The following is a 9,404-nucleotide window of genomic DNA, read 5'->3' as shown; positions in this document are numbered from 1 at the left end:
CCTCGTGCCGCGGGTCGATGCGCCGGCGGGATTTGCGACCGGCGACGCCCCGCGCGCGACGACCGTAAGGCCGACGACAGCGCCCCGAAGACCGCAAGGCCGGATCGCGGGAACGCGGCCGTCGCCGCCGTCGCGACGAACCCGCCCCGAGGCGGAGGCCGCAGCGCCCCCCGCACCCGCCGCGACCGCAGCCGAACCGGAGGCCCGCATGGAGCCCAAACCGCAGCCCGAACCCCGTCCCGAACCCGAAGCGCGCACCGAACAGCCGCGCCGCGAGGAGCCGCGCAAGGATGACCGCCGCGACGACCGTCGCGGGGAACGCCGGGACGACCGCCGCGACGGCCGTCGTGGCCGCGATCAGGACAACCGCGGGTCGCAGGTGATGGGCATGGGCGATCACGTCCCGCAGTTCATGCTGGTCGAACTGCGCAGCATCGGCCTGTCCGACGACGCCCCAGCCGAGACCGTGACCGAGACCCCCGCCGCCGATCCCGCACCCAAGTCCGCGCGCCGGTCGCGTGGCCGTGGTCGCGGCAAGGCGCAGGCTGAAGCTGCATCCGAGGCCACCGTCGACACGCCCGCCGACGCCCAGCCCGACGTCGCGCAGGAGGCCCAGCCCGTGACGGAAGCCCCGGTCGAGGCGGCCAAGGTCGAGGCGGTGGAGCCCGCAGCGGACGCCAAGCCCAAGCGCACCCGAGGCCGCAAGAAGGCCGAGGCCGCTGACGCCCCCGCCGCCGAGCCGACCGAGGAGGCCGCGCCCAAGGCCAAGCGCACGCGCAGCCGCAAGCCCGCCGCAGACGCGACCGAGGCCCCCGCCGAAGCCGCGGCCGACGCGCCCAAGCCGACGCGTCGCCGCAAGGCCGCGACCGCCGATGCGCCTGCTGCCCAGGCTGATGCTGCAGCGGACGCCGCGGAAAAGCCCAAGCGCACCCGCCGCAAGAAGGCCGATGCCGACGCGCAGCCCAAGGACGCTGACGCGCAGGCCTGATGCGCCGCACGCTTCGCCCGCTCTCCCGACTGCGCGGGGGCCGTCCGCCCCTGCGCAGTCTTCTGCCCGATCTGGCCCTTGGCCTGGTCGCCGCCCTGGGCCTTGCGCCCTTGGGCATCTGGGCCGCGACACCGCTGGCGATGGCCGCGCTGATCTGGCGCCTGTCGCCCCTGCCCGCCGCCGCCGTCTTCTGGCACGCGCTGGCCGCGGGCTTTGGCTGGTTCGCCCTGTCGCTGTCCTGGATCACCGAGCCCTTTCTGGTCGATATCGCCCGCCACGGCTGGATGGCGCCCTTTGCGCTGATCCTGATGGCGCTTGGCGGCGCCATGTTCTGGGCCGTGCCCGCCAGCGTGGCCGCGGGCCTGGCCCGCGGGCCAAGGGCGCAGGTTGCGGCCATCGCCGCCGCGCTGGTCCTGTCGGATTGGCTGCGCGGCTGGATCTTCACCGGATTTCCCTGGGCGCAGATCGGCCACGCGTGGATCGACACGCCGGCAGCCCAGATGGCCGCGTGGACCGGCGCCCTGGGGCTGGGCACGCTGACGATGGCGCTGGCGGCGCTGCCGGTCCTGCTGCGCGGGCGTCCGGTGATGGCGGCGGCGCTGGCCGCGGTCCTGCTGGCAGGCCCCTGGATCGCGGGGACGGTGCGGCTGTCGGCCCCGATGCCCGCCGACCGCCCCATGACCCTGCGGATCGTGCAGCCCGATGCGGCGCAGCATCTGAAATGGGACCCCGAATGGTCCACGGCCTTCTTCCAGCGCCTGCTGGACCTGTCCGCCGAACCCGGCCCCCGCGATCTGGTGATCTGGCCGGAAACCGCGGTGAATTTTCTGCTGGAGGACGCGGACGCGGTCCTGCCGATGATGTCGCAGGCGGCGGGCGCCCCCCTGGTCATGGGCATCCAGCGGCGCGAGGGCAGCCGCTTTTACAACAGCCTGGCGACCATCGCGCCGGGCGGCCAGGTCACCCAGGTCTATGACAAGTTCCACCTGGTGCCGTTCGGCGAATACGTCCCCTGGGGCGACGCGCTGGCGCGCGTGGGCATCGGCGCCTTTGCCGCGCGGCAGGGCAACGGCTATTCCGCCGGTCCCGGCCCGCAGATCATGTCCGCGCCCGGCGTCCCGGATTTCCAGCCGCTGATCTGCTACGAGGCGATCTTTCCCCAGCATCTGCGCAATCTGGACCAGCGCCCCGGCTGGCTGCTGCAGGCCACCAACGACGCGTGGTTCGGCACCCTGTCGGGACCGTACCAGCATCTGGACCAAGCCCGCCTGCGCGCGATCGAGACGGGGCTGCCGCTGGTCCGTGCCGCGAATACCGGGGTCAGCGCGGTGGTCGATGCGCGTGGGCGCATCCTGGCCAGCCTGCCCCTGAACCAGCCGGGCAAGATCGACGCGGCGCTGCCGGGCGCGTTGCCCGCGACGCTGTGGCTTGCGACCGGAAACGTCCCGGTCGTGGCGCTGCTGCTGCTGGTTCTGGGCTTTGCCCTGTGGCCGCGCCGCCGGGGGCGCGCGGCCTGACGGTGTCCCGGCGCAACCCTAGTCGCGGATGAACCGGCTGTCCTTAATCTGATCCCAGGCCCAGACCACCTCGGACAGGCGATCCTCGTCGGACCGGTCGCCGCCGTTCATGTCGGGATGCAGATCCTTGACCAGCGACTTGTACTGCTTGCGGATCTCGGCGCGGGTCCAGTGGTCCTTGGCCTCCAGGATGTCCAGCGCGCGGCGTTCGGTGGGCGGCAGCTTGCGGGCGCTGGACTGGGCGCGCGATTCCGGCGCGGTGCCGTTCGCACCCAGGATCTCCAGCGGGTCGCTGACGCCATGGCGGGCCCACTTGTCCTCGGCCGCGGCGCGACCGAAGGGCTTGGTGGGACGTTCCCAGACCGTCGCGTTGTCGATAAACTGCTGGAACTCCTCCTCGGACTGGCCCTGAAAGTAATTCCAGTTCGCGTTGTAATCGCGGACATGCTCTTTGCAGAACCAGAAGTAGTCATCCAGGTTGCGCGGGTTCTTGGGGGCGCGGTACTGTCCGGGCTCGTCACATCCCTCGCGCTCGCAGGTGCGGGTCGAGGTTTCGAACGCCCCCGACATGCCGCGCCGCCCTTTGGTCTTGCGCTTCTTGTCCTTGGCGGCGGAAATGTCGAAACCGAACGGGTCGTTCTTGCTCATCCTGGGGCACCTTTGCGACTCAAGGCGGGCAGTTTAGGCTATCTGACGGGACATGAAACCCCTTGACGGAAAGGATATGCGGATGATCGCGGACCAGATGACCGAACGGCTGGCAACCCTGCAGCCCACGGCCCTGCAGGTGCTGGACGAAAGCGAGGATCATCGCGGCCATTCCGGCTTTCGCGATGGCGGCGAAAGCCATTTCCGCATCCGCATGGCCAGCCCCGCCTTCGCCGGGCTGACCCGGATCCAGCAGCATCGTCTGGTCCACGCGACCCTGGGCGACATCGTGCCGCGGATCCATGCCCTGGCGCTGGAACTGTCGGAAAGCCCTGACCGTTAGCGCCGTCAGGCTTGCTGCCCCCTGCCCCGCCCCCTAGAAAGCCCCCAACCTGCAGCACGAAGGGATGAGGGACATGACCGCGCCGAAGGATTTCAACGACAGGATGCTGTCCCTGGGCCTGGCCCGCGTCAGCGAGGCTGCGGCCCATGCCTCGGCCCGGCTGATCGGGCGCGGCGACGAAAAGGCCGCCGACCAGGCCGCCGTGAACGCGATGCGCGACCAGCTGAACATGCTGGACATCAAGGGCGTCGTCGTCATCGGCGAGGGCGAGCGTGACGAGGCCCCGATGCTGTTCATCGGCGAGGAGGTCGGCACCGGCGACGGACCCGAGGTCGACATCGCGCTGGACCCGCTGGAAGGCACCACGCTGACCGCCAAGGACATGCCCAACGCGCTGACCGTCATCGCGATGGCACCGCGCGGCACGCTGCTGCACGCACCCGACGTCTACATGGACAAGCTGGCCGTGGGCCCGGGCTATCCCAAGGACGTCGTCAGCCTGGACATGAGCCCGGCCGAACGCGTCCGCGCCCTGGCCCGCGCCCGCGGCTGCGAGGATGGCGACATCACCGTCTGCATCCTGGAGCGTCCGCGCCACGAGGAGATGATCGCCGAGGTCCGCAAGACCGGCGCCGCGATCCGCCTGATCACCGACGGCGACGTCGCCGGCGTGATCCACTGCGCCGAGGCCGAGCTGACCGGCATCGACATGTACATGGGGTCCGGTGGCGCGCCCGAGGGCGTCCTGGCGCGGCCGCGCTGAAATGCATGGGCGGGCAGATGTGGGGCCGGCTGATGTTCCGCAACGACGACGAACGCGGACGTGCGCGCAAGGCCGGGATCACCGACCTGGACCGCATCTATGCCCGCGACGACCTGGTCACCGACGACGTGATCTTTGCCGCAACCGGCGTCACCGACGGATCGATCGTCGCCGGCGTCAAGCGTGAGCCGGGATACCTGACGACCGAGACCATCCTGATGCGGTCCAAGACCGGATCGGTGCGGCGGATGACCTATCGCAACCCGGTGAAGTGAGGTAAGGGGGGCCGCGCGCCCCCCTGTCCCGTCCCGGGACGCCACCGGGGTCCTTGGACAAAGAAGAAGCATGACGGCATTTCTGGGCATCGACAGCTCGTTGACCGGGCGGCGGTGGATCGGACCGCCCGCGGATCTGGAGCGGCTGGCCGAAGGGCTGGCGCAACAGGCGGCCCTGCCCCTGTCGGTGGCCCGCGTGCTGGCCGAACGGGGTATCCCGCCCGAGGAGGCGGCGGGGTTCCTGGCGCCCAAGCTGCGCGACCTGCTGCCCGACCCGCTGACCCTGCGCGACATTGGCGTCGCCGCCGAACGGCTGGTCGATGCGGCCGTCAAAGGGCAGCGCATCGCGATCTTTGCCGATTACGACGTCGATGGCGGATCATCGGCCGCGCTGCTGATCGACTGGCTGCACCAGCACGGGCGACAGGCAACGCTGTACATCCCCGACCGCATCGACGAGGGCTATGGCCCCAACGTCCCCGCCATGACCGCGCTGGCGGAAAGCCACGACCTGATCGTCTGCGTCGATTGCGGCACGCTGTCACACGACGCGCTGGCCGCCGCGGCGGGCTGCGACGTGATCGTGCTGGACCACCACCTGGGCGGAGAGACCCTGCCCCCCGCGCTGGCCGTCGTGAACCCGAACCGCATGGACGAGGATGGCACCTTGGGCCACCTGTGCGCCGCGGGCGTGGTGTTCCTGACGCTGGTCCAGGCCGGGCGGGTCTTGCGCGAACGCGGGCTGCCGCAGCCGGACCTGATGGCGATGCTGGACCTGGTCGCGCTGGCCACCGTGGCCGATGTCGCGCCGCTGGTCGGCGTCAACCGCGCCTTTGTCCGCCAGGGCCTGGCCGTGATGGCACGCAGGCAGCGGGCCGGTCTGGTCGCGCTGTCCGACATCGCGCGGCTGGACGGGGCGCCAAGCGCATTCCATCTGGGCTTTCTGCTGGGTCCGCGCATCAATGCGGGCGGGCGCGTCGGACGCGCCGATCTGGGCGCCCTGTGCCTGTCCTGCCGCGACGCGTCGCAGGCCGACCAACTGGCCCGTCAGCTGGACGCGCTGAACACCGACCGTCGCGCGATCGAGGCCGCCGTCCGCGAGGAGGCGCTGGCCCAGGTCGAGGCGCGGGGCGACGCGCGCCTGTCCTGGGCCGCGGGCGCGGGCTGGCATCCGGGCGTCGTCGGCATCGTCGCCGCCCGCGTCAAGGAGGCGACCGACCTGCCATCCGTGGTGATCGGCGTCGATCACGGCATCGGCAAGGGCAGCGCCCGGTCGGTGCCCGGCGTCGATCTGGGCCGCGCGATCCAGCGTCTGGCGCATGAGGGCCTGCTGCTGAAGGGCGGCGGGCACACCATGGCCGCAGGCCTCACCGTCGAGGAGGGAAAGATCCCCGCCGCGATGGAGCGTCTGGCCGACCTGATCGCCCGCGATCTGGCGGGACGCACCGGGTCGGGCGACCTGCGCATTTCCGGCCTGCTGGAGCCGTCGGGCGCTACCGCACCCATGTACCGCATGCTGGAGGATGCCGGCCCCTTCGGCCAAGCTGCCCCCGCGCCGCGATTCGCCTTTTCCGATCAGCTGATCGACAGCGCCGCCACCATGGGCGACCGCCACCTGCGTCTGCAATTCCGCAGCCCCGGCAGCCCCCCGATGGAGGCCGTGGCCTGGGGCGCGATGGACGGCCCGCTTGGTCCCGGCCTGATCGGCGCCAAGGGTCGCCGGTTCCACCTGGCCGGCAAGCTGGAACTGTCCACCTGGGGCGGACGCGAGCGTCTGCGCCTGCGCCTGGACGATGCGGCACCTGCGACCGGCAACCTTTGACCCCACCGGGGGTTCTGGTCACGACCGGACGCGGCCGCTAACCTGCCGCGACAGCGTGAAGGAGACCCCATGAAACTGACCTGGCTTGGCCATTCCGGCTTTCGTCTGCAGATCGAACAGGCCGTGATCCTGATCGACCCCTGGTTCAGCGGAAACCCCGTCTTTCCCGACGACCGGCGCGCCGAGGCCATCGACGGCGCCACGCATATCCTGATCACCCACGGCCATGGCGATCATACAGGCGACACGCTGGCCTTGGCCAAGGAGCTGAAGATCCCCGTCGTGGGCATCTTCGATCTGATCGGCCACTGGGAAAAGACCGACAAGATCGAGGGCATCGGCTTCAACAAGGGCGGCACGGTCGATCTGGGCGGCGCCCGGGTGACCATGGTCAACGCGACGCATTCCAGTTCCATCAGCGGGCCGGACGGTCCGGTCTATGCAGGCCACGAATCGGGCTACATGATCGCGGGCGACGGGCATGTGATCTATGTCTCGGGCGACACCGACATCATGGCGGACATGGAATGGATGGGTGATCTGCACAAGCCCGACATCGGCATCCTGTGCGCGGGCGGGCATTTTACCATGGACATGGCGCGCGCGGCCTATGCGGCGAAACGCTATTTCGACTTCAAGACCGTGATCCCCTGCCATTACAAGACCTTCCCCCTGCTGGAGCAATCCGCGCAGGTGCTGATCGACGCCCTGCCCGGCGTCGACGTGATCGAACCGCAGGTGATGGAGGCGATCGCGCTGTGAGCTTTCAGACCTTCGACGACCCGGCAGGCGGCGGCGACCATGCCGTCCGCCTGGACGCCCTGCGGCGGCTGATGGCCCAGCAGGAGCTGGACGCGGTGATCGTCCCGCGCGCCGACGTGCATCAGGGCGAATACGTGGCCGATGCCGATGCGCGGCTGGCTTGGCTGACCGGCTTCACCGGCAGCGCGGGCTTTGCCATCGTGACCACCGATCAGGCCGGCGTCTTCATCGATGGCCGTTATCGCGTACAGGTGCGCAGCCAGATCGACCTTGGGCACTTCACCCCGGTGCCCTGGCCCGAAACCCGCCCCTCCGCGTGGCTGGCCGAGGCGTTGCCGCAGGGCGGGCGCGTGGGCTTCGATCCCTGGCTGCACACCCGCAAGGAAATCGCCGGGATGGAGGGCGCGCTGACCGACACCGGCATCGCCCTGATCGCGCTGGACCACAACCCGGTCGACGCGATCTGGCCCGACCGCCCGGCCGCGCCGGTGGGCGCCGCCCGCATCCACCCCGACGACCTCGCCGGAGAGACCGCGGCGCAGAAACGCGCCCGCCTGGCCAATGACCTCAAGGCGCAGGGACAGGCGGCGGCGCTGCTGACGCTGCCCGATTCGATTTCGTGGCTGCTGAACATTCGCGGCAGCGACCTGCCCAAGAACCCGGTGGTGCAATCCTTTGCGGTACTGTCGGACAGCGGCGATCTGGCGCTGTTCGCGGACCCGGCCAAGTTCGATGCCGACCTGCGGGCGCATCTGGGCAACCACGTCCACATCCTGCCGCATGACGCGCTGGCCTCCGCACTGACCGACCTCGAAGGTCCCGTCCGCCTCGATCCAGGCTCCGCCCCCCAAGCCGCGTTCCGCATCCTGGAGGCGGCGGGCACCGCGGTCGTCACCGGCCCCGATCTCGCCGTGCTGCCCAAGGCCCGCAAGAACGCGGCAGAGCTTGCAGGCATGCGCGCCGCCCATCACCGCGACGGGCTGGCGATGGTGCGCCTGCTGGCATGGCTGGACCGCCAGGACCCCGCCTCGCTGTCCGAGATCGACGTCGTCCGCCACCTCGAAGGGCTGCGCCGCGACCAGGGGATCCTGGACATCAGCTTCGACACGATCATGGGCGCCGGTCCGAACGGCGCCATCGTTCATTACCGCGTGACCGAGGCGACCAACCGGCGGCTGGCCGCAGGCGACCTGCTGCTGATCGACTCCGGCGGCCAATACGCCGACGGCACCACCGACATCACCCGCACCGTGGCCCTTGGCGATGCGCGCCCGGACGCCGTGGTGCCGTTCACCGCGGTGCTGCGCGGCATGATCGCCCTGTCGCGCGCGCGCTTTCCGACCGGCGTGACGGGGGGACATCTCGACGCTTTGGCGCGTCAGTTCCTGTGGTCGCAGGGGATGGACTACGATCACGGCACGGGTCACGGCGTGGGTGCGGCGCTGTGCGTGCACGAAGGCCCGGCGCGGATCAGCCGCGTCAGCGACGTCGCGCTGGAACCCGGCATGATCCTGTCGAACGAACCCGGCTACTATCGCGAAGGCAGCTTCGGCATCCGGATCGAGAACCTGATCGTCGTCACGCAAGCCGATGCCGAACCGGGCCGCCAGATGCTGGGTTTCGACACGCTGACACTGTGCCCCATCGACCGGCGCCTGATCGACCGCACTGCGCTGTCCGCCGACGACGTCGCGTGGCTGGACAGCTATCACGCCCAAGTCCGGGCCAAGCTGTCACCCCACCTGCAGGGGTCCGATCTGGACTGGCTGACGGCAGCGACCGAACCGCTCGGCCAGGCGTGACGCCCGGGGGGTGCGGGGGGCAGGCAGCCCCCCGCCCTGCCGCGGGACGCAAAACTTACAACAGCGACAGGATGCGCGCCGCCTCGTCCTTGCAGGGCACCAGCGCGGACCGGTCCTCGCCGGGATGGAACCGTGCGCGCACGGCGGTCGGCATCGGCGCGGGCGCGTCGATCAGCACGCGCGGACCGGTCTGCACCGTCTCGGCCTGCCAGCTGCGCGCCAGCGCGATCTGCGCGGCCTTCGTCGCGCCATAGGCGCCAAAGAACTTCTGCCCGCCTCGCGCATCGTCAAAGAACAGTGCCGTCCCCTGGCGCTGGCGCAGCAGCGGCTCCAGCATGGCGATCAGGCCGCGCGTCACCTCGACATTGACCAGCATCGACTTGGACCAGTCGCGCCCCTCGATATGGGGCGCAGGCGCCATGGGCGCCGCATGGACCGCGCAATGGGCCCACAGGTCCACGCCGCCCCACCGACCGGCAATGGC

General features: G+C 70.5%; 7 protein-coding genes and 2 pseudogenes. 7 read left to right on the top strand and 2 right to left on the bottom strand.

All coding sequences use genetic code 11. The features are described 5' to 3' along the window. Nucleotides 1-988: pseudogene (locus TY51_RS19165) on the top strand (hypothetical protein); the annotation flags it as partial. After that, nucleotides 988-2,505: an apolipoprotein N-acyltransferase gene (lnt, locus tag TY51_RS19160; RefSeq protein WP_081995293.1), complete on the top strand. Its 1,518-nt coding sequence runs from the start codon at nt 988-990 to the stop codon at nt 2,503-2,505. The pseudogene TY51_RS19165 and the gene lnt, both read left to right, overlap by 1 nt. An 18-nt stretch (nt 2,506-2,523) precedes the next feature. Here lnt and TY51_RS19155 read toward each other — a convergent pair whose 3' ends face one another. Beyond that, complete coding sequence (locus tag TY51_RS19155; protein ID WP_042252844.1) at nt 2,524-3,153, bottom strand: J domain-containing protein; 630 nt, start codon at nt 3,151-3,153, stop codon at nt 2,524-2,526. An 82-nt stretch (nt 3,154-3,235) separates the two neighbouring features. On the opposite strand from TY51_RS19155, the gene TY51_RS19150 reads away from it, so the two are divergent. The 5 genes and pseudogenes from TY51_RS19150 to TY51_RS19130 all read left to right on the top strand — a co-directional run bounded on the left by TY51_RS19150 (nt 3,236) and on the right by TY51_RS19130 (nt 8,920). Further along, nucleotides 3,236-3,496, top strand: a complete 261-nt coding sequence (locus tag TY51_RS19150) for a BolA family transcriptional regulator (RefSeq protein WP_042252842.1) — start codon at nt 3,236-3,238, stop codon at nt 3,494-3,496. Between the two features lie 73 nt (nt 3,497-3,569). After that, a pseudogene (glpX, locus tag TY51_RS19145) lies at nt 3,570-4,534 on the top strand (class II fructose-bisphosphatase). A gap of 70 nt (nt 4,535-4,604) precedes the next feature. After that, nucleotides 4,605-6,356: a single-stranded-DNA-specific exonuclease RecJ gene (gene recJ, locus TY51_RS19140; protein WP_042252840.1), complete on the top strand. Its 1,752-nt coding sequence runs from the start codon at nt 4,605-4,607 to the stop codon at nt 6,354-6,356. A 69-nt stretch (nt 6,357-6,425) separates the two neighbouring features. After that, entirely contained in the window at nt 6,426-7,118 is a 693-nt protein-coding gene (locus tag TY51_RS19135; RefSeq protein ID WP_042252839.1) for a metal-dependent hydrolase, read from the top strand. Continuing rightward, the gene (locus TY51_RS19130) at nt 7,115-8,920 is read left to right on the top strand and encodes an aminopeptidase P family protein (protein ID WP_042252837.1); all 1,806 of its coding nucleotides are present in this window, start codon (nt 7,115-7,117) and stop codon (nt 8,918-8,920) included. Before TY51_RS19135 ends, TY51_RS19130 begins: the two co-directional genes overlap by 4 nt. Before the next feature lie 55 nt (nt 8,921-8,975). Here the strand turns inward: TY51_RS19130 and TY51_RS19125 are convergent. Continuing rightward, a partial coding sequence (locus TY51_RS19125; RefSeq protein ID WP_042252836.1) for an SDR family NAD(P)-dependent oxidoreductase occupies nt 8,976-9,404 on the bottom strand: 429 nt, incomplete at its 5' end.

It is taken from the genome of Paracoccus sp. PAMC 22219, from assembly GCF_000787695.1.
In the GTDB taxonomy this organism is placed as follows: domain Bacteria; phylum Pseudomonadota; class Alphaproteobacteria; order Rhodobacterales; family Rhodobacteraceae; genus Paracoccus.
The sequence above is the reverse complement of the archived record's forward strand: the minus strand, read 5'-3'. Positions and strand labels throughout refer to the sequence as shown.